Annotated in this window: 20 protein-coding genes; 9 read left to right on the forward strand and 11 right to left on the reverse strand. The window is 46.2% G+C overall.

Features of this window, described 5'->3' with window-relative positions; genetic code table 11:
* Nucleotides 1–11: 11 nt before the first annotated feature.
* The 4 genes from LZU85_RS06905 to htpG all read right to left on the reverse strand — a co-directional run bounded on the left by LZU85_RS06905 (nt 12) and on the right by htpG (nt 6,180).
* Complete coding sequence (locus LZU85_RS06905) at nt 12–1,970, reverse strand: methyl-accepting chemotaxis protein (RefSeq protein ID WP_237286758.1); 1,959 nt, start codon at nt 1,968–1,970, stop codon at nt 12–14.
* Between the two features lie 206 nt (nt 1,971–2,176).
* A complete protein-coding gene (gene hemH, locus LZU85_RS06910; protein ID WP_419795961.1) occupies nt 2,177–3,187 on the reverse strand; it encodes a ferrochelatase in 1,011 nt (336 codons plus the stop codon).
* A 138-nt stretch (nt 3,188–3,325) separates the two neighbouring features.
* Entirely contained in the window at nt 3,326–3,970 is a 645-nt protein-coding gene (gene adk, locus LZU85_RS06915) for an adenylate kinase (RefSeq protein WP_011078303.1), read from the reverse strand.
* Nucleotides 3,971–4,275: 305 nt separating this feature from the next.
* On the reverse strand, nt 4,276–6,180 hold the full coding sequence (gene htpG / locus LZU85_RS06920; RefSeq protein WP_011078304.1) for a molecular chaperone HtpG: 1,905 nt from the start codon (nt 6,178–6,180) through the stop codon (nt 4,276–4,278).
* A gap of 232 nt (nt 6,181–6,412) precedes the next feature.
* Between htpG and LZU85_RS06925 the strand changes: the two genes are divergently transcribed.
* From LZU85_RS06925 to LZU85_RS06940, 4 genes are read left to right on the forward strand one after another with little or no spacing between them, the layout of a single operon-like run.
* The gene (locus LZU85_RS06925; protein WP_045597673.1) at nt 6,413–7,285 is read left to right on the forward strand and encodes a winged helix-turn-helix domain-containing protein; all 873 of its coding nucleotides are present in this window, start codon (nt 6,413–6,415) and stop codon (nt 7,283–7,285) included.
* Nucleotides 7,286–7,816: a regulatory protein ToxS gene (locus tag LZU85_RS06930; protein ID WP_011078306.1), complete on the forward strand. Its 531-nt coding sequence runs from the start codon at nt 7,286–7,288 to the stop codon at nt 7,814–7,816. It abuts the gene before it with no gap.
* 51 nt (nt 7,817–7,867) lie between these two features.
* A complete protein-coding gene (locus tag LZU85_RS06935) occupies nt 7,868–8,623 on the forward strand; it encodes a sulfite exporter TauE/SafE family protein (protein WP_013572241.1) in 756 nt (251 codons plus the stop codon).
* Between the two features lie 9 nt (nt 8,624–8,632).
* A complete protein-coding gene (locus LZU85_RS06940) occupies nt 8,633–8,911 on the forward strand; it encodes an Rdx family protein (RefSeq protein ID WP_176297445.1) in 279 nt (92 codons plus the stop codon).
* 41 nt (nt 8,912–8,952) lie between these two features.
* Here LZU85_RS06940 and yfcE read toward each other — a convergent pair whose 3' ends face one another.
* From yfcE to LZU85_RS06965, 5 genes are read right to left on the reverse strand one after another with little or no spacing between them, the layout of a single operon-like run.
* Entirely contained in the window at nt 8,953–9,504 is a 552-nt protein-coding gene (yfcE, locus tag LZU85_RS06945; protein ID WP_176297444.1) for a phosphodiesterase, read from the reverse strand.
* 32 nt (nt 9,505–9,536) lie between these two features.
* Nucleotides 9,537–9,959, reverse strand: coding sequence for a CBS domain-containing protein (locus LZU85_RS06950; protein WP_176297443.1), 423 nt, complete (start codon nt 9,957–9,959; stop codon nt 9,537–9,539).
* Nucleotides 9,956–10,306, reverse strand: a complete 351-nt coding sequence (locus tag LZU85_RS06955; RefSeq protein ID WP_176297442.1) for a P-II family nitrogen regulator — start codon at nt 10,304–10,306, stop codon at nt 9,956–9,958. Before LZU85_RS06955 ends, LZU85_RS06950 begins: the two co-directional genes overlap by 4 nt.
* A complete protein-coding gene (locus LZU85_RS06960; protein ID WP_237286760.1) occupies nt 10,296–11,090 on the reverse strand; it encodes a DUF1538 domain-containing protein in 795 nt (264 codons plus the stop codon). Before LZU85_RS06960 ends, LZU85_RS06955 begins: the two co-directional genes overlap by 11 nt.
* Nucleotides 11,087–11,821: a DUF1538 domain-containing protein gene (locus LZU85_RS06965; protein ID WP_176297440.1), complete on the reverse strand. Its 735-nt coding sequence runs from the start codon at nt 11,819–11,821 to the stop codon at nt 11,087–11,089. The genes LZU85_RS06960 and LZU85_RS06965 overlap by 4 nt, the downstream gene beginning before the upstream one ends.
* Before the next feature lie 210 nt (nt 11,822–12,031).
* Between LZU85_RS06965 and LZU85_RS06970 the strand changes: the two genes are divergently transcribed.
* The 5 genes from LZU85_RS06970 to LZU85_RS06990 all read left to right on the forward strand — a co-directional run bounded on the left by LZU85_RS06970 (nt 12,032) and on the right by LZU85_RS06990 (nt 16,523).
* Nucleotides 12,032–12,946 carry a TIGR01777 family oxidoreductase gene (locus tag LZU85_RS06970; RefSeq protein WP_237286761.1) on the forward strand — a complete coding sequence of 305 codons (915 nt, stop codon included), beginning with the start codon at nt 12,032–12,034 and terminating at the stop codon, nt 12,944–12,946.
* Nucleotides 12,947–12,992: 46 nt separating this feature from the next.
* On the forward strand, nt 12,993–13,820 hold the full coding sequence (locus tag LZU85_RS06975) for an SDR family oxidoreductase (protein ID WP_176297438.1): 828 nt from the start codon (nt 12,993–12,995) through the stop codon (nt 13,818–13,820).
* Between the two features lie 288 nt (nt 13,821–14,108).
* Nucleotides 14,109–14,963, forward strand: coding sequence for a co-chaperone YbbN (locus tag LZU85_RS06980; RefSeq protein WP_237286762.1), 855 nt, complete (start codon nt 14,109–14,111; stop codon nt 14,961–14,963).
* 165 nt (nt 14,964–15,128) lie between these two features.
* Nucleotides 15,129–16,052 carry an SPFH domain-containing protein gene (locus LZU85_RS06985; protein WP_176297436.1) on the forward strand — a complete coding sequence of 308 codons (924 nt, stop codon included), beginning with the start codon at nt 15,129–15,131 and terminating at the stop codon, nt 16,050–16,052.
* Between the two features lie 9 nt (nt 16,053–16,061).
* Entirely contained in the window at nt 16,062–16,523 is a 462-nt protein-coding gene (locus tag LZU85_RS06990) for an NfeD family protein (RefSeq protein WP_176297435.1), read from the forward strand.
* A 79-nt stretch (nt 16,524–16,602) separates the two neighbouring features.
* Here the strand turns inward: LZU85_RS06990 and LZU85_RS06995 are convergent, their stop codons facing one another.
* Nucleotides 16,603–18,549 carry a monovalent cation:proton antiporter-2 (CPA2) family protein gene (locus tag LZU85_RS06995; RefSeq protein WP_237286763.1) on the reverse strand — a complete coding sequence of 649 codons (1,947 nt, stop codon included), beginning with the start codon at nt 18,547–18,549 and terminating at the stop codon, nt 16,603–16,605.
* Complete coding sequence (locus tag LZU85_RS07000; protein ID WP_176297433.1) at nt 18,549–19,160, reverse strand: NAD(P)H-dependent oxidoreductase; 612 nt, start codon at nt 19,158–19,160, stop codon at nt 18,549–18,551. Before LZU85_RS07000 ends, LZU85_RS06995 begins: the two co-directional genes overlap by 1 nt.
* Nucleotides 19,161–19,240 lie beyond the last annotated feature (80 nt).

Below are 19,240 nucleotides of genomic sequence, written 5' to 3' on the forward strand. Positions count from 1 at the left end.
ACTTGGTTCGTTTACACTTTGAACTGTTGTAGTAGACGATTCACTTGCTCTCCTAACTGTTTCATCGCTTGAGCGGATTCTGTGGTTTCAGAAGATTGAACCAACGTCTTCTCAGAAATATCGGACATGTTATTCACATTGACGCTGACCTCATCCGACGCTATTGCCTGCTGATTTGCCGCTGTAGAGATTTGCCCAATCGAATCGTTAATCTGGGTAATATAGCCCGCGATCGAGGTTAGCGCGGATTCCGCAGAATGCACCTGCTCTGCGGTTTGCTCAGCACTTTGTCGGCTCTGGTGCATCGCTTTGTTTGCCAATTCAGCTCTCTGCTGCAAACTTCCAATGATGGTTTGTATCTCTTCGGTTGATTCTTGGGTGCGCGATGCTAAAGAACGGACTTCATCGGCCACCACCGCAAACCCTCTCCCTTGCTCCCCTGCCCTTGCCGCTTCAATCGCCGCATTCAGCGCGAGCAAGTTGGTTTGTTCAGCAATGCTGCGAATGACATCCAGCACCGTGCCTATTTGCTCACTGTCTGCTCGAAGTTGTTCAACTGTATCGCCAGCGCTGGCAATCTGCTCGTTGAGTTTTTGCATGGATTGGGTGGCTTCCCTCACCACCATCGAGCCTTGTGTTGCCGAATCCGAGGTGGATTGTGAAAGGTCCGCCGCTTGCTGGGCACTGACACTCACCTCTTGGGCACTGGCGGACATCTCCGTCATTGCAGACGCTGCGACCTGAGCTTGAGATTGCTGTTCTCTGACTTCGCTTTGTGTATCTCGCGCTTTTAACGCTAAGGTTTCTGCAGCTTGAAGCATTTGAGCAGCGGCATCGCTCATTTGACGAATAGTATGCTGGAGCTTGCCAGCAAAGGTGTTGTAATGCCCAGCCAACACGTCAAGTTCATCGTTACCAGTGGTAGGTACACGTATGGTGAGGTCACCTTCGCCTTGCGCGATATCTTGCAACACATTGGTCGTTCTTTGCACTTTCGCTACAAGGGAACGAGTAATGACAAAAGAGAACAACAAACCAATAACGATGGCAATCGCTGCGATTCCATACAGCACGGTAATCGATTGGTCTGCGTTCTCATTGGCCTGTTCAGCAGCCTGTTCCATGGACGTTGCAATCGAATCTCTCAGTAAACCAATGTTTTTCGCCACTTGCGGCCCGATCGTATCCAGCGTTTCAATCCCCTCGTTACGCGCGAATATCAAGCTCGTTACCGTATTGGCCGATTTTTCATATCGCTTGAACAATGTTTCCGCTTCATTGGTCAGTTGACGTCGCTGCGGGTTTTCTAAGGTCGACAGTAAACTGGCAATTTCACTGTGTACCGCGCTGAACTCCTGATTGAAGCGCTCTACCTCTGCCTGTTGGTTCTCCACCAAGAACTTGGCGACATAGAGTCGCGCCAATAACAGTGCTCTGAGCGCACGCCCTGCATGGTAAGCGGCAACGACATCACCATCGGTTTTGGCGCTTTCCATAACACTAGTTAGTCTATTTTCTATTTGTGGGCCATCGACATTGAGTACGCCATTCACTTGCTCATTACGCATCTCCATGTTCTTCACCACCACTTGACTAAATGTAGTGAGATACTGAGCTTTTAGGCCATCAACCTGTTTCAGAATCTGTACACGCTGTGGGTTTTGAATTTCGTTATACGCACGATCCATCAGCTGACTCCACTTTGTGGAGTTCTCTTGGAATCGCGCAACAAACTGCTTATCACCCGTTTTGATGTAGTTTTTAACGGTTAATCGCAAACCATAAACACTATCTGTCATGTCTGCCGCCAGTTCAGTGTCCGGCGCAAGATCAAAGGCGATTTTGTTCATGTCGGAGGAGAGTGAACTGAGTAACTTGGCACTGACTATCACGATCACCAATATAATTAGAATAAGAATCAGTGGTGAGAAGTAGAGTTTTTTACTAAGAGAAATATTGTCGAGTCCCATTATAGAGTCCCCTAATTGATTAAATAATCACAAATGACACTCTTAAAAGTTAGCATACGAGTGAGAGATATCACGAAGACAAGCAAAAATAGTAATAATAATATTAATAAGACAAGGCGATGGACTGGCGATAAACAGCAGTAAGGGAAAGAAAAACGCCGCAAGTTCAGCGGCGTTAATAATGGAAGTCCGATTGCAACAGCGCTTTACCGTTCTGTAACGAGCGTAGCCATCATATCAATGTGGCTTGGACTGTCGTTTAAACAAGGAATAAAACGATATTGCTCACCGCCCGCATGCAGAAAGCTTTCTTGGCCTTGCTCTGAGATCTCTTCTAACGTCTCTAAACAATCAACCGAAAACGCAGGGGTTATCACATCAAGAGACTTGATGCCCTTCGCGGGCAACGATTCCAACGTTTTATCCGTATAGGGTTGCAGCCATTCTTCTCGACCAAAACGAGATTGATAGGTGGTGCCAATTTGGGATTTGTCCAAGCCTAGTTCGAGACGCAGCAACTCGGTTGTCATTTCGCAATGCAGAGGATAGATATCGCCATTATCCGCGTAACGTTGGGGAATGCCGTGATAGGAGCAAAGCAGGTAATCCCCTTTGCCTTGATCTTGCCATGATTGGCGTACCGATTCAGCCAATGCTTTGATGTAAAGGGGATGATCATGATAATCACGAACAAACTGAACATTTGGCACAACGGCAACTTTACGCAGCGCCTGCGCAAGTGCATCGTACGCCGCTCCCGTTGTGGTGCCTGAATACTGGGGGTACAGGGGTAAAACGCAAATCTCATCCACACCTAGAGCTTGAAGCTTGTTCACCCCATCAAGTACGCTGGGTGTGCCATAGGTCATACCAATTTCCACTGGGCAATTGAGTTTTGCATGCAATGCTAGTCTTTGTCTTTGGGTATAGACCATCAATGGAGACCCCTCTTCCATCCAAACGGTTTGATAAAGCTTAGCCACTTTGGGTGAACGAAGAGGCAAAATGATCCCATGAAGAACTGGGCACCATAGCCAACGCGTCATGTCCACTACACGCTGATCATGCAAAAACTGGCTTAAAAATCGTTTTACGGCTGGGGCCGTTGCTTCTTCGGGAGTTCCGAGATTGACTAAAAGCACTCCGCGTTTTTTTGTGTTGTTCATACTTTCTCTACGATAGTGGCTGAAGGTGGTTTTACGAAAAGGTGACGACATCGATCAGTTGTGCAACGTCATTTGAGTCATTGCGAATAATGACAAAACTAAACTGCTGATGGTCATAATAAAAAAGCGACCTTAAGGTCGCTTCACTATAACAAAATTCTGAAAACGGTTGATAATAGGTATTACCTATTATGCTAATGCCTTCTCGATATCAGCACTCACCTGTGCAACTTGCTTAGTACCATCAAATTTTAGGTACTTCGTGTTGCCTTCTGCCGCTTCTTTACCGTAGTACTCGATAAGTGGTGCCGTTTGTGAGTGGTAAACACCTAAACGAGCGCGCACGGTTTCTTCTTTGTCGTCATCACGAACAACAAGATCTTCACCTGTTACGTCGTCTTTACCTTCCACTTTAGGTGGGTTGTACACAACGTGGTAAGTACGACCAGAAGGCAGGTGCGCACGACGACCAGCCATACGCTCAACGATCACATCGTCAGCAACGTCAAACTCAATAACGTAATCAACTGCCACACCCATCTCTTTAAGACCGTCAGCTTGTGGGATCGTACGTGGGAAACCATCCAATAGGAAACCTTTCGCACAATCTTCTTGAGCAATACGCTCTTTGATTAGACCAAGAATGATTTCATCAGAAACTAGCTGACCAGCGTCGATAACAGCTTTTGCTTGTTTACCAAGCTCAGTACCTGCTTTGATAGCAGCACGTAGCATGTCACCAGTAGAGATTTGTGGAATACCATACTTCTCCATGATGAATTGAGCCTGTGTGCCTTTACCTGCACCTGGAGCACCTAGAAGAATGATGCGCATGTTGAATCCTCTTTCGATTATGATGATTTATACCGAAGCTCACTGCCTACTGGGCTATGCCCCACGGTAAGTTTCGGTATAAGTGTTCTTCAAATTGACAATAAAACAGGCGTGCACATTACACGCCCGATGATTTTGTTTCAAGTCGGCATTCTAACACACTATTTCTCGTTCTAGAGTCAGTTAAGACTAAAGAATGTTCAAGCTCTCACAAATCGCTTTGGAAACCATCATTTTTTTGCATGTTGAATGCCGATACATACAAAAAGCCCGCAAATGCGAGCTTTTTGGTGATTTTAGCCTTATTAGCCCTTAGTCAAAAGCGAGTTAATGGCCGTTAAGAACTGGCTAGGATCTTCCATTGAGCCACGCTCTGCAAGCATTGCTTGACCCAGCAATACCTCTACCCAGCGGCCAAACGCTTCTTCATCCGTCTCATCCGCCATTTGCTTAACAAGCGTATGATTTGGGTTGATCTCAAAAATGTACTTCACTTCAGGAACAGCCTGCCCCGCTGCCGCCAGTAGCTTCGCCATCTGTGTGCCCATTTCGAAATCATCGGTCACCACCACCGCTGGGGTATTCGCTAGCTTAAAGGTGGTACGCACCTCTTTCACACGATCACCCAAGTAGCTCTTGGTGCGCTCAACCACGGACTGGAACTCTTGTTCCGTTTCTTTCTGCTTCTCTTTCTCTTGCTCATCTTCAAATTGGCTAAGATCAAGGCCCGCTTTCGTGATTGACTGGAACTGCTTACCATCAAACTCTGTTAGGTAGTTCATCAACCATTCGTCAATACGGTCAAACATTAAGATAACTTCAAGACCTTTGGCTTTAAACTGCTCTAAGTGAGGGCTGTTTTTCGCTGCTGCATAGCTGTCTGCTGTGAGGTAGTAGATCTTGTCTTGGCCTTCTTTCATGCGCTCAACATAAGACTCAAGAGAAACGGTCTGCTCTGCAGAGTCCACTTCTGTCGAGGCAAAGCGTAACAACGACGCCACTTTCTCGCGGTTGGCGTAATCTTCGGCTGGCCCCTCCTTCATCACCAAACCAAATTCTTTCCAGAAAGTTTGGTATTTATCTGTGTCATTTTTCGCCAAGCGCTCGAGCATGGTTAAAACTCGTTTAGTGCACGCACCGCGTAGCGATTGAGTCACCTTGTTGTCTTGCAAGATCTCGCGAGAGACGTTGAGCGGCAGATCGTTGGAGTCAATCAAACCGCGGACAAAACGCAAGTAAGATGGCATAAATTGCTCAGCGTCATCCATGATGAAAACGCGCTGAACATAGAGTTTAAGACCAGATTTATGGTCACGGTTCATCATATCCCAAGGCGCTTTCGATGGAATATAAAGGAGGCTGGTATAGTCGTTTTTGCCTTCTACTCGGTTGTGACTCCAAAGTAATGGGTCAGCAAAATCGTGAGAGACATGCTTGTAAAACTCTTGATACTCTTCGTCTGAGATATCGGATTTATTGCGCGTCCAAAGTGCTTGGGCTTTATTGATTTGCTCCCACTTCACTTCTTCTGTTTCTTTGCCTTCTTCATCGCGAACACGGGTTTGAATAGAAACAGGAATGCCAATGTGATCGGAATACTTACCAATCACATCACGTAAACGCCATTCGTTGAGGAACTCTTTGCCGTCTTCACGCATGTGCAGAATAATATCAGTACCACGTGATTCTTTGGTAATGTCTTCAACGGTGTATTCACCTTCACCTGCAGAATGCCAAAGTACCGCTTGGTCTGCGCTAAGACCCGCCGCTCGAGTTCGTACCGTCACTGCATCAGCCACAATGAAGGCTGAATAGAAACCAACACCAAACTGACCAATCAGCTGAGAATCTTTTGATTGCTCTTGAGATAGTTTAGAGAAAAACTCCGCCGTACCAGATTTGGCAATGGTGCCCAAATGCGAAATCACCTCTTCGCGGCTCATACCAATCCCGTTATCGGAAATCGTCAGCGTGTTATGTTCTTCGTTAAAAGAAAGCTTCACGCCCAATTCTGCATCATTTTCATAAAGAGCAGGATTGGACAACGCTTGAAAACGCAGTTTATCGGCTGCGTCGGAGGCGTTGGAGATCAACTCACGTAGGAAGATTTCTTTATTGGAATACAGTGAGTGGATCATCAGATGGAGAAGTTGTTTTACCTCTGACTGAAAGCCACGAGTTTCTTTGTTATTTGCTACTGTCTCGTTCATTTTCACTCCAAAGTTCTCTAATTGGGTGGGAAATCAATCGCTTGTTACGTAACATATGGCTGACAAATGTAAATTCAAGGTCAATTGTGGTAAAAACGCTGTTTTTTTAGATAAATTTAATTATCCTATTGAGCTAAATACATCTAAAGAAGCATAAGAGATGTTGGTCTAAGCGCTTGTTGCGCAAATAAGCACCAAAAAACGCTGAATCATCGATATAAAGAAGAACCTCATGAGTAATATCGGCACTAAGTTTGTAATCGCACAGCGATTTGTTTTCGATCCTAACAGCAACACATTACTTGATCAGGCTGTCAACAATGAAGTGACTCGATTAGGTAGCAATGAAAGTCGAATTTTACTTCTGTTATCAGAAAAACCTAACGAGGTATTAACTCGTAACGAGTTGCATGAGTTTGTTTGGCGTGAACAAGGTTTCGAAGTCGATGATTCCAGTCTAACTCAAGCGATTTCTACCTTACGCAAAATGCTCAAAGATTCCACAAAATCCCCTGAGTTTGTGAAAACGGTGCCAAAACGTGGTTATCAGTTGATCTGTTCGGTTGAGCGCATTAATCCGCTCCTGTCAGATTCAACCAACAACGTGAATGACGCAGCTTCTGAAGCCTTAGATCAAGAAGAATTAGACAACGAAATCAGTACTGACGCGGTTCAAACGCCCTCGTCAGAAATTGGTAGAGATGTCGTGCATAATGCTGGCACGTCAACAAAAATGGCCGCGTCACAAAGAAATTGGCTAATCAAAGGGCTATTCTTGTTAGCCGCACTGTTGCCACTTTGCGTTGTCTTACTCACCAATCCGTCGGAGTCTAAGTTCCGTTTGCTAGAAAATGTGAATGGTGTGGAAGTGCTTACTCCACTGAATCATCCACCATTACAAGCTTGGATGCCTTCTATTAGGCAGTGTGTTAATAAGTATGCAGAAACGCATACTGGCGATTCTGCTCCAGTAAAAGTGATCGCGACAGGTGGCCAGGGTAATCAGTTGATCCTCAATTACATCCACACACTTCCACATTCAAACGAGAACGTGACGCTGAGAATTTTCTCAGAACAAAACGATCTTGGCTCTATCTGTAAATAAATGAGGTGCACAATGAAACTTCGAATTGCTTCTGTTGTTTTGGCTGCATCGGCTGTGTTTAGTGGGTGGCTTTATTGGGGTAGCGACCTCAAAGTTGAGCAGGTTTTGACTTCCAAAGAGTGGCAGTCCTATATGGTGACGGTCATCACGGATGATCTGCAAAATGAAGGTTCCGTCGGACCGCTGCGCAAAGTCACTTTAACGTCGAACGTTAAGTATCTGCCCAATGGCAATTACGTGCGCGTTTCGGTGTTGAAGCTTTACTCAAATGAGTCCTCTCAAGAGGTGGTGATCAACATTTCTGAATCAGGCACTTGGGACGTCAGCGACAATTATCTGCTGGTGACGGCAAAAGAGTTTAAAGACATCTCTTCTTCGCAATCAAAAGATTTCAGTGATGCCCAACTCAAACTCATCACGAAAGTGTTCAAAATGGATGCACAACAAAGCCGTCGCATCGACATCGTCAATGACCAAACATTATTGCTGACCAGCCTGAACCACGGCTCATCAGTACTGTTTTCTAACTGATGCTCGTTTAGTCATCAAATAAGGGAGCGGGATGCTCCCTTTGGTGTATATATGGATTGGATTTCAACACTGTTTCTCTTCTTCGGCTCTCTGATTGCCAACACACTCGCCTCTCTTGCTGGCGGAGGTGCAGGGTTGCTGCAATTTCCCCTGCTCATTTTTCTTGGCTTGCCTTTTGGTGTGGCACTGGCAACTCACAAACTGGCCAGTGTGGCTCTCGGTCTTGGTGCCGCATACACGCATTTAAAATCGGGAAAAATCAAACTTACCACCGCTTTCTATCTTATTCTGACTGGCAGTATTGGCGTGATTATTGGGGCAAATATCGTTTTGATGATCCCAAGTGACATCGCGGAATTTATGCTCGGGATAATGATATTACTGCTTGGCGTTTACTCACGATTCAAAAAACAACTCGGCCAAGAAGAAAAACCTCGAAACAGGGATCTTTCTGGCTGGTTGCTGGGTGGTGTTGGGCTACTATTGATCGGTATCATTAACGGTTCTCTCACTGCGGGCTCTGGCTTATTAGTGACCTTGTTTTTGGTCCGTTGGTTTGGTTACGATTACAAGCAAGCCGTTGCTCTTACGCTAATATGCGTCGGTTTCTTTTGGAATGGTATTGGTGGTATTGCAGTAGTGCAAGCTGGCGCACCTGTTCATTGGCCTTGGCTACCCATTCTTCTCGCAAGCTCTTTTTTGGGTGGCGCACTTGGCGCATGGATGACGAATCGCTACAGTAATCGAACGGTAAAAATTGCCTTTGAATTGCTGACTTTTGCCGTTGGGCTTAAATTGTTATTTTAAGGATTGACGATGCTCAAAGCGAAAATTGAGATCTATTACTGCCGCCAGTGTAACTGGATGCTTCGCTCGACTTGGTTGAGCCAAGAGTTATTGCATACATTCAGTGAGGAAATTGCTTCTATTACCCTCTATCCCGATACTGGTGGGCGCTTTGAGATCCACTGTAATGATGTGCTGATTTGGGAGAGAAAGCGAGATGGTGGTTTTCCAGAAGCCAAAGAGCTAAAACAGAGGGTGAGAGACATTATCGCACCCGAACGAGATCTAGGGCATTCGGACAAAAAATAAGGCAGCCTAGCTGCCTTATATCGTCAATCGTCATTGCATTTTTAGCCGTCGATTCGGCACGTATGCAAAAGTTCACCTTGCAACGAAATCACCGACAGTTGACCATCTTGATAGAGACCATAACTTGCTGGTTGGTTTTCTCGAGGAAAGGTTACGGAACCAGGGTTGAACACAAAAACGTTTTGCTGTTTTTCTGCCAACGCGATGTGGCTATGGCCGTGAACAAGGATATCACCCGCTTTCAGTGCTGGCATTTTACTCGCGTTATACAAATGCCCGTGGGTCAAAAACAGCCTTTGCCCCGACTCTAGTAACACCCAGTGGTGATCCATCATCATCGAAAACGACAACAACATTTGGTCAACTTCACTATCGCAGTTTCCTCTCACCGCAATAATGTGCTCGGCATGCTGGTTTAATTTTTCTGCCACTTGAGGTGGATTATAAGCCTCAGGAACTGGGTTCCGAGGGCCATGGTTAAGAACATCCCCTAGCAATACCAGATGCCCAGCACCTGACTGCTCAAATAGATCCAATGTTTTTTCTGTTGCGGCCAAGCAGCCATGCAGATCTGAAGCAAAAAACAGTTTCAAAACAACTTCCCCTTACGTAACGAAGGGACATTCTAACGCTCAGACTGTTCATCGTCATCACAAGCCATCGCATTCATTACAATATTGTTGTAACTCACCATGCCAATCACTTCACCATTTTCAATCACAGGAGCGCGACTAATGCCAAATCGCTCAAAGAGACGTGCACAATATTTCACATTCATATCAGGCGATACACACAACGCAGGTTTGGTCATAATTTCATAAATGTTGGTGCGATTAGGTGAGCGATTTTTGGCTAACACTTTCTTGGCAATATCGTTCATAAGTACAATGCCAAACTCATCATCTTCATGGCGTTTATTAACGACTAAAGCTTTGACCTGATGCTCTCTCGCCAATTTAATACCTTGATGCACGGTGGTAAGGCCATCGACAACGACAAAACTGTTGGCCATCACGTCTCTGACACGGATTTTCTCATGACTGTTCATATTTCATCCTCAACCACTTTGGTTAGTTTGGCTACTTGGTGGGCGACACCCACCGCATCTTCTATGTCGATTTGCACGGCAATCCCTTGGCCGGATTCGGTATCAAATTCCCCCACTTCACTGATTCGTTCCAAAATATGACGTGAGAGGTGCTCTTCGACCACAAAAAGCAACACATCCTTCTGCACCTCTAAGGTTAAACCAAAGAAGGTGCGTTTTTGATTGAGCCCTTGCCCTCTAGCATTGTTGATCACTGTCGCTCCCGTTGCCCCCGCTTCACGGGCAGCATCCAGCACCACATCGGTTTTGCTATCTTCAACAAAAGCGAGAATTAATTTAAAGCGCATTATTATCCTCCTGCGACGCCTGACGGCGATTAACCCATTGCGTTATTTGCGCATAACCCATCACCGATATCATCGGGAAAAGACTGGCGAAAGCGATTAAGCCAAACCCATCTATTAACGGGCTTCTGCCAGGAACGGTTGAAGCAAGCCCCAGCCCTAGCGCTGCCACCAATGGCACCGTCACGGTGGACGTTGTCACGCCACCGGAATCATAAGCTAAGGGGATAATCATTCTTGGGGCAAAATAGGTTTGTACAACCACAATCAGGTAGCCAACAATGATGTAATAGTGAATCGGATCGCCCACCACAATGCGATAACTTCCAAGGGCGATACCAAAAGCTACCCCTATGGCAACAGCCACGCGCAACCCCGTTACGCCGATACTGCCGCCTGAGACTTGGTTCGCTTTAATTGCCACAGCAATCAATGAGGGTTCGGCAATGGTGGTGCTAAAACCGATAAAAAATGCGAACAAGTAAACCCAGTAGTAATCCACCCACTCCAGTTTTTGCCCCAAACTTATGCGTGCCAACTGCAGAAATTCGGGTTCGGTCAACTGGATTGCCATGGTCTCCCCTAAAGGAAACAGTGCCATTTCCAACCCAAGTAAAAAGAGCGTTAGCCCAATGAGGACATAAGCGAAACCCAGCAAGACTTGCACAGGATTCATGATGGGTTTACGTAAAATGGCAAACTGAAAGCCAAAGATAATTACCGCAATAGGGACAACATCCAACACGGTGCTGGCAAACGTTTCGAGCACTTTCTCAAGAGAGATCATGTCACCACCATGCCGTAAACCATGACAAACATCATGGGTAATAGAGAGGCAAACGCAATCAAACCAAAACCATCAATCATGGGATTTCGGCCTTTGATGGAAGAAGCTAGCCCAACCCCCAAAGCGGTAACTAAAGGCACGGTAATCGTTGAGGTCGTCACTCCACCAGAGTCATAGGCAATACCAATAATGCTCTCTGGTGCGAACCCAGTTAATAGAACAACACCAACATAGCCTCCGATAATCATGTAGTGAATCGGCCAACCTTTGAGAATTCTCAGAACCCCAAGAACAATCGCTACCCCAACCGAGAGCGCGACGGTAAGCCTCAAGCCATTAGCATAACTCCCCATTGCTTGTTCGCTATCGGCGATCATTCCACCTTCTGCCGCCACTTCTGCCGCTTCATTGGCAACAGCCGTCAAAGCAGGTTCCGCAATGGTCGTACCAAAGCCAAGACAAAACGAGAAAACAAACAACCAAAGTACGCTGCCTTTGCGAGCAAATGCCTGTGCCATGCTTTCGCCAATAGGAAATAGCCCCATTTCAAGGCCAAAAATGAAAAAGGTCAGTCCCAAGATCACTAAAATCAGGCCAAAGCCAATTTCGAGTAGGTTAGGCAACGGCTCTTTTAAAACCACCAGTTGAAAAAAAACGATCACCACCACGATCGGAAGTAAATCCCGAGCACTCGCTGCAAATGCCTTGAGCAGTGAAATGATGGCGTTCATTCAAGTTCCTTTTTGATTAAATGCTTTTAAATCATTGCAGAGATTCCACCGCTTTGGTGTGATGACGGTGAAATGCGTAGTAATAAATAGTTACATTTTGGTAAGAATGTGAAGCTACGCAAAAACATGCGCTGACGAACAGTTGAACTATCATAGGGTTGGCTGCGTAAACGAGTGTGCCATATACTAAAAGCAGCAAGGGAGGCAGACATGAAGATACTACTCACCGGTGGCACCGGTTTTATTGGCTCAGAGTTACTCAAAGCGCTCTCTTCTCATCATGTGGTGCTACTGACAAGAGATGTAGATCTCGCCAAGCAAAAGCTCCAGTCCACCGATCTCGGCAACATTCGATACATTGCTGATTTATCTGCATTTCGTGATTTCAACGATTTTGATGCAGTGATCAACCTTGCTGGTGAACCCATTGCTGATAAGCGTTGGACAGAGAGTCAAAAGCAAAGAATCTGCGATAGCCGCTGGCAAATCACCGAACAAATCGTCGCTCTTATTCATGCCAGTGCAAAACCACCGAGTGTTTTTATCAGCGGTTCTGCTGTTGGCTATTACGGTGATCAACAAGATCACCCTTTTGATGAATGCCTCCACGTTCACAGCGCGGGTTTTACACACACCGTGTGCGCCCACTGGGAACAAATCGCCAAGCGCGCACAGTCAGAATCAACTCGGGTCTGTCTATTGCGAACTGGGGTAGTGTTGGGCCTAAATGGCGGTGCTCTGAAAAAAATGCTCCCTCCATATCGCTTTGGACTTGGGGGACCTCTAGGCAGCGGCAAACAATTCCTTCCCTGGATCCATTTGCAGGATATGGTGAGAGCCATCGTCTTTTTACTTGAAACACCACATGCACAAGGGGTGTACAACTTATGTGCTCCGCACCCTGTTAGCAACAGAGAGTTCAGCCAAACATTGGCCAAAACATTGAAACGCCCTCATTTATTGTCGACACCCAAGTGGCTGATGACACTCGCCATGGGGGAATCCTCATGCTTACTGTTTGATAGCATTCGCGCAAAGCCAAAACGTTTGACCGAAATAGGATTTACGTTTTTGTTCTCACGCGTTGAACCCGCTTTGAAAAACATACTCAAAGAGAACAACTAGCGGCTTAATGCCGAACTGCTGACCATCGCTTATCAAAGGAACTATCATGACCAAATGGGTCTTAATCACTGGCTGTTCCAGTGGTATCGGCTATGTTTGTGCCCACGCCTTACAAAAAGAGGGTTTTCAAGTCATCGCTTCGTGTCGACAACTTGCGGATGTAGAAAGACTAAAACAAGAAGGACTAACCTGTATTCATCTCGATCTCTCAGATGGCGATAGTATTTCACGCGGAGTAGAAGAAGCGCTAAGCCTTTCACAGGGTAAACTGTACGGCTTATTTAATAATGGCGCCTATGGCCAACCAGGCGCACTCGAAGATCTTCCAACGGAAGCGCTTAGAGAACAGTTTGAAACTAACTTTTTTGGGTGGCACCAACTCGTTAGAGAAGTATTACCCGTGATGCGCCGCAATAAAGAAGGACGCATTGTGCAAAACAGCTCGGTACTGGGGTTTGCTGCGATGAAATATCGTGGTGCTTACAACGCCTCTAAGTTTGCTATTGAAGGTTGGAGTGACACATTACGTTTGGAGCTTGACGGGTCCAATATTCACATTTCCTTGCTCGAACCCGGCCCTATCGAAACGCGTTTCCGATACAACGCGCTGCAAGCCTTTTTGCAATGGATTGATATTGAAAACAGCCCTCACCGAGAGAACTACTTGGCGCAAAAAGACCGCCTAGAGAATACCAACTCGAAGAGCAGTTTCGTCTTACCTGCAGAGTCTTGTATTAAGCCGGTGTTGCACGCTCTAACCAGTCATAAACCAAAAATACGTTACCGAGTCACCACGCCAACTAAACTCTTTGCCGTACTCAAACGTATTCTGCCAACGCGCTGGCTGGATGAAATATTAAAGCGAGCCGCATAAGTCGCTGTTGATAATGTAATCAATTCGTCATAAATGGATGATAATTTAATCACCACCACTAGGGTAACATCATTTTTCACTCCAACCGAAACGAGCACTGAGTTCATGTCATTAAATCAATTAAACTGGCTAAGTGTGGGCGTGGTGCTGACAATATTCATTCTTATTTAGGCACTTTCGCTTGCCATCCAATGAAACGCTGCATCTCGCAGCGTTTTTTATGCTTGAAAATAATGGATCGCTACCCAATATCAACGTTAGATAACACTCTCTGATAAGGACCCTAAAATGCAATCCCCTTATATTGTTGATATTAACGAGCAGAATTTTCGTGAAATCATCGAGCGTTCCACACAGACACCAATCTTGATTCATTTTTGGGCCAATGCTTATCCAGAAAGTACGGAACATATCCCGGCGCTTCGCCAACTCTGTCAGCAATATAATGGTGCCTTTACTTTGGCGTTACTTGATTGCGAGCAACAGGGCGCTATCGCCTCTCAATTTGGTATTCAAGTGCTACCAACCACAGCGTTGTTTATCAATGGTCAGGCAGTAGATGGCTTGGGTGGCCCCCACCCGTTGGAAAAAATTGTCGCGATGCTGGAAAAACATCTGCCATCACAAGATGAACTGCTTTTAAAAGAGATCAGTGAACTCATCCAGCAAACACAGCATGCTGAAGCACTCAGTAAAATCTCGTTACTATCAGAGGCCGCAGCGCAACGTGGCGATGTCAAACTCGCCCAAGCCGACTGCTTATTAGAGCTTCACCAACTTGAACTCGCCGAGCAACTGCTGACTCATATTCCACTGGAGTACCAAGACAACTACTACAAGGGGCTACTCGCTAAACTCGATTTACAGAAACAAGCATCTAACAGCCCTGAGATTCAAAAGCTGGAACAGCAACATCAAACGAATCCCGATGATCATGTCGTCACCTGCGAACTCGCCGTTCAGTATCATCAAGTCGGTCGAGACGAAGAAGCATTGGAACTCCTATGGTCCCAGTTGAAAACCAATTTGAGCGTTGGAGAGGGCGAAGTTCGTAAAACGTTTATGGATATTCTGTCTGCACTTGGCCAAGGTCACACTATCGCCTCGCGTTATCGTCGCCAGCTATACTCCATCCTTTACTAAATTAGCAGTAACTTACTCAGCAAATCAATAGCTTAAGGCCGGCTCATTCCGGCCTATATACTGTCAAAAACACGTGCTGATTCGCATTTATCGCGTTGTGTTCGCGACCGTTCTGCGCAAGAATAAATCAATTGCATATCATTAATTATTCAGAAGGATTGAACTATGCCAATTGATTCATTGGTCACCATCGCGGTACTGGTTTTTGTTGCCGTTACCTTTATTGCTTCAGCCGTTAAAACGGTGCCACAAGGCCATAACTGGACAGTGGAACGTTTTGGTCGCTACACCATAACGCTAAAGCCTGGCCTTAACCTGATCGTCCCATTCATCGATCGTATCGGCCACAAAATCAATATGATGGAGCAGGTTCTCGATATCCCAGCTCAAGAAGTCATTTCCAAAGATAACGCTAACGTAGTGATCGATGCTGTCTGCTTTGTCCAAGTCATTGATGCAGCCAAAGCCGCATACGAAGTCAGCGAACTGCAGCACGCTATCCGTAACCTCACCTTGACCAACATGCGTACGGTGCTTGGCTCGATGGAGCTGGACGAGATGCTTAGCCAGCGCGATATGATCAACACGAAATTGCTTTCAATCGTCGACCAAGCCACCAACCCTTGGGGTGTGAAAGTGACTCGTATCGAAATTAAAGATGTGCAACCACCAGCGGATCTCACCGCGGCAATGAACGCGCAAATGAAAGCCGAGCGTAACAAACGTGCCGAAGTTCTCGAAGCAGAAGGGGTTCGCCAAGCACAAATTCTACGCGCAGAAGGCCAAAAGCAATCTGAAATATTAAAAGCGGAAGGTGAAAAACAAGCTGCCATCTTGCAAGCAGAAGCACGTGAACGCGCAGCAGAAGCAGAAGCAAAAGCGACAGCAATGGTTTCAGAAGCCATCGCGAAAGGCGACATGCAGGCGGTGAACTACTTCATTGCACAAGGCTATACTGAAGCATTGAAGACCATTGGCCAAGCAGAAAATGGCAAAATTATTATGCTGCCACTTGAGGCTTCTGGCCTAATGGGTTCCATTGCTGGTATTGCTGAAATGTTCAAACAAAGTGGCGAATCTAACAAATAAGGAGGCGCTGTGATTGAGTTATTAGATGGCATCAATCACTGGCATTGGCTAGCTCTTGGGCTCGCCTTATTGGCAGTAGAACTATTAGGAACCGCCGGTTACTTTCTTTGGCTTGGTTTATCCGCGCTCATCGTGGGTCTGCTGCTATCACTCATACCTATGAGTTGGCAGTTGCAATGCAGTGCCTTTGTCGTCTTCTCATTGATGACCACATGGCTTTGGTGGCGTAAGCAGCTTTCTAAAGACAAACAAGATGACTCCTCACGCGACCTCAACCAAAAACAAAAACAGTTGATAGGCCAAGAGATCATACTGAAAGAAGATATCCACGCCGGCATGAACCGACTTCATGTTGGCGATACCACATGGTCTGCGCATTCCGATGTGGATATTGCTGCGGGTTGCAAGATTAAAGTAATTGCTGTGGAAGGAATTGTGTTGAAAATCGTCATTTCTGAGCCCAACTCTTAGCGTTTGTCCTCAACACTGACAAAAAAGATACCCATTGCAAGCACAATGGGTATCTTTACACTTAGGAAATATTCAGATCTTACTTGAAAGTGATGTCATCTGAATGATTTAGCTCTTGCAGATCGTCTGCGTAATCTTTGGGTGGTGGTGTCCAACCACGCTCGGAGCGAGAAAGATTGGTATGGCGATCCTTTTGCATTTCCAACATCATTTTTTCTTCAAGCTGCATAAACAACTTTCTGTAGTTGTTATCAAAACGCTCACCTTCTGAATCGTCTAACCAAGCGCTGTACAAGGAATCTGACTTGCGATTTTCAACGCGCTTGTATCTCATCTTTTGTTGCTCAACAAAAAACGGATGAACCCCCAATAATTTCATGGTTTGCCCGCCCACTTCTAATGCCGAATGATAAGTTTCTGACTCAATCACATCCGCCCCGGCTTGGCGCAGACGATAACCGTGTCCACGGTCAAATGCTCTGGCGATGACTTTCACACTAGGGTAAGCGTGCTTAACCTGTTTGACTAACTCCACACTGGCATCGCGATTATCAATAGCAACCACAATCGCCGCCGCTTCTTCAATTCCAGCAGTGTGCAAAATATCGGGGCGAGTCACATCACCAAAGTAAGCTTGAGTGCCAATCTGTCGCATCACATCTACCTGATTCGCTTGGTAATCAAGTGCCACGGTTTTAATTCCGTTAGACAACAATAAGCGATTGACTATTTGTCCAAAGCGCCCAATACCGGCGATGATCACTGTGCCTTTTTCATCAATGTCATCATCGGCTCTTTCATTAAACTTAGTGGCAAACTTCGGCAAAATAACTCGATCAAAGAGGATAAACAGGCCCGGAGTGAGAAACATGGAGATCGCCACCACCAGCGAGAGTTGCTGGGAGAGAGACGTCGATATCACGTGGTTTTGTACTGAGAAACTCAGCAGCACAAAACCAAATTCACCCGCCTGCGCCAAGCTCAATGCAAACAACCAACGATCACTGCCTTTAATGCGGAAAATTAACGACAACGTCAGTAACACTAAGGCTTTAAGGAGCATCACCGCCAACGTCAAACCGATGATAGTGCCGAACTTGTTGAAGAGAATGGTAAAATCGATGCCCGCTCCGACCGTAATGAAAAACAGGCCCAAAAGCAGCCCTTTGAAAGGCTCAATGTTCGATTCGAGCTCATGACGAAACTCACTGTTTGCCAGCATGACGCCCGCCAAAAATGTGCCTAAAGCAGGAGACAGTCCAACTAAACTCATCAACGCCGCAATACCAATCACCAGCATCAAGGCCGCTGCGGTAAAAATTTCTCTTAAGCCGGAATTGGCCACGTAACGAAAGATCGGGCGACTAAGGTAATGCCCACCGACGATCACCACGCCAATGGACAGTGTAATGACGATACCATAGGCCCAGCCAGGTAAGCCGGCAACCAGGCTCAACTGTTCATGATGCTCCGCGGCCGATTGGATGGATTGCTGAGCTTGCTCGACCAATTCAGGCAGGGCGAGCAGTGGGATGAAAGCCAGCATCGGAATGACCGCGATGTCTTGGAACAACAACACAGAAAACGCGTTTTTACCCCCTTCTGTCTTGCTTAATCGCTTCTCGTTAAAGGTTTGCAACACGATCGCCGTTGATGATAAGGCGAAAATCAATCCAATCGCCAAGGCCGTGGTCCACACTTGGCCAAAATAGACAGCAATCGCCACAATAATCCCAGTGGTACCCGCCACTTGTAAGCCACCTAGCCCCAATAAGCGGTTACGCATTGCCCAGAGCATTTTAGGTTCAAGCTCCAAACCGACCAAAAATAGCATCATCACCACGCCAAACTCGGCGAAATGCTGAATGGTGGTGGTTTCTTCCCCGACCAAACCAACGATGGGGCCAATCACTACGCCAGCGATAAGATATCCAAGCACAGAACCTAGGCCGAAGCGTTTTGCTAATGGCACGGCAATCACTGCGGCAATGAGGTAGATAAAGGCTTGTAAAAATATTTGTGTCATCAGGCCTCCTTGATAATTTGAGGTAGGGCATGAGTGATTTTGTTCAAATGATTGGCAGCGTGGATATTGACTCGATCTTCCACTAAGGCACGCAGCAGAGTGAGGTAGCCCTCGACATGCTGGTCAATACGATTTTCCTCTAACGCCGTACGCGCACCGAATATCGCAAATGGGGGCAAATAATGCATATGCGTCAGCGCGGCCATTTGTTCAATCGGTGCCAGCAATTGGCGAATGGTAAAGTGGTTATACCCCTCCGCTTTGTAAGCTTCTTCTTTGCCTCCGGCAGAAACCACACAGAGCATCAGTTTGTCTTTCAAAGCGGTTCCATCTGTCCCATAAGCAAAGCCGTATTCCAGCACCAAGTCTTGCCACTCTTTCAGCAATGCAGGGGTGGAATACCAGTACAGCGGGAATTGAAACACGATCACATCATGTTCCAGCAGCCGCGCTTGTTCTTTGTCGATGTTGATGTCGAACTGAGGATACTCTGCATAAAGATCGACACATGTGACGCCTTCAATCGCGTGCGCTGCATGAAAGAGAGGCGCGTTGACTTCTGATCGATGCTGTGAGGGATGAGCATACAGCACTAATACTTTTTTCTTCATTCACTACCATCCGTTTATCAGCATTTATAGGTCTTGACTCATTAAAAATACCGTTTTCGCTGCGCTAAACTGCTAAGTTA

Source organism: Vibrio floridensis (assembly GCF_021852965.1).
In the GTDB taxonomy this organism is placed as follows: Bacteria; Pseudomonadota; Gammaproteobacteria; order Enterobacterales; family Vibrionaceae; genus Vibrio; species Vibrio floridensis.